Source organism: Bacillus sp. MM2020_4 (genome assembly GCF_011250555.1).
GTDB lineage: Bacteria > Bacillota > Bacilli > Bacillales > Cytobacillaceae > Neobacillus.
Window position 1 is genome coordinate 1 of the sequence record NZ_JAANMZ010000096.1, and the last position, 1,603, is coordinate 1,603.

The following is a 1,603-nucleotide window of genomic DNA, read 5'->3' on the forward strand; positions in this document are numbered from 1 at the left end:
AAAAAGAAGGGAACGTCTTTACTGCAAGAATGGCACGAACTAGAGGAGAAGGCGGTCGTGTGGAAGAAGAGATATCATACAAGTTTTTGGACACAGCTGGCTTATTTACCCGGAGCGTTGCCTCTGTAGCGGTCTCATTTATGAAATATGCAAACAGTCCCACGTTGAATCGGAATAGAGCACAAGAAGTGTTAGCCCAGCGCATTAATCAACAAACTGGTATCCCTTACATCGTCCAAACAGGCGATGTTGTGGAGATTGACCATAAAACAAACGATATACGTATAAATGGCGAAACTAGACTGATTAAAACATTCGGCTCTAGTTTTTTTAATTTGAAAAAAGGGACTAATACGATTATGGTGCAGCCTGCTGATGCCTTTACAGCAAAAGTGAGTTGGAGGGAGAGGTTTAAATGATTCACGTTATCGACGAAAAAACCGATGATATTTTAGCCTACCTCTCCGAGGCTGATTTTTATAATGATGAACATTACGAAGATTTAAAAGGCATAGAGACATTTAAATTTTTTATGTTAGCCAATCATACAAAAGCAGGTTTTTTAACTTCACGAAGAAGAATCGTGATTCCTGGCGAAGATGGGGAATTTAAAGAATTTATCTTGACTGAGCCTTATCTAATCAATAATACAAAAGAGTTTTACACAGTGGGCTCTTTTGTGGATTTGCGGAAACAGAAAGTCATTGATCCGATTGTGTTAGACGGTCAGACTCCATCTACCGCTGGAAATTATGTCCTTAGTGGTACTCGTTGGCAAATAGGGATTGTGGAATTTACTGGATTAAGGACGGTCGAATTTACCGAACCTTTAGACGCTTATGATGCTATTAAAGCGGTTGCCAAGCTATTTGGTTTAGAATTACGTTTCCGCGTTGAAGTTGCCGGAAGCAAGGTAGTTGCCCGTTTTGTCGATATGATCCAGCGCAGGGGAGAACTATCAGGGAAAGAAGTTGTATTTGGTAAGGACATCGAAGGCATTGAGCGCAGGGAAACAGCAGGAGAGTTAGTCACAGCGCTTAAATGCTATGGTCCTGTCCGTGATGATGGTACCCGGCTAATGGTGATTGTGGAAGACCAAGAGGCTTTCCAAAAGTGGAACGATGAAGGTCGTCATCTTTGGGGCATTTACGAACCTCAAACCGAAAATACAGATATGACTGAAGAACGGTTAAGGTCTTTAGGTGAAACGGAACTAGCCAAAAGGGTGACTCCCTCCATCCAGTATTCCTTGAAAACCGTTGCCCTTGAACATATATTTGGACTGCAGCACGAAAAAGTCCGACTTGGAGACACAAACAGAGTAAAAGATGAATCTAAGAATCCACCCATTTATTTAGAAGCTCGTGTTATTTCTGTAAAAAGAAGTATTAAAAATCATTCTCAAAAAGAAGTAGAATATGGCGATTTTATTGAATACAGTAAAGAAGATGTACAGGCTGAATGGAAAGTGCTGCAGGCGCAATTTCGAGAGCGATTAAAAAAAGCTAAAGAGGATGCACTTTCCTACACAGAGGAGTACGCATATTCAAAAGCCGTTATCGATACAAAAGACGCCAGCGTGTATGCTGATTCGACGATCTAC

Annotated in this window: 2 protein-coding genes; both read left to right on the forward strand. The window is 41.0% G+C overall.

Going from position 1 to position 1,603, the window contains the following annotated elements; translation table 11 throughout:
* Positions 1 to 419, forward strand: a 419-nt coding sequence (locus G6554_RS25180) for a phage distal tail protein (protein ID WP_207627755.1), incomplete at its 5' end; no start/stop codon positions are given.
* A partial coding sequence (locus tag G6554_RS25185) for a phage tail spike protein (protein WP_207627756.1) occupies positions 416 to 1,603 on the forward strand: 1,188 nt, incomplete at its 3' end. The genes G6554_RS25180 and G6554_RS25185, both read left to right, overlap by 4 nt.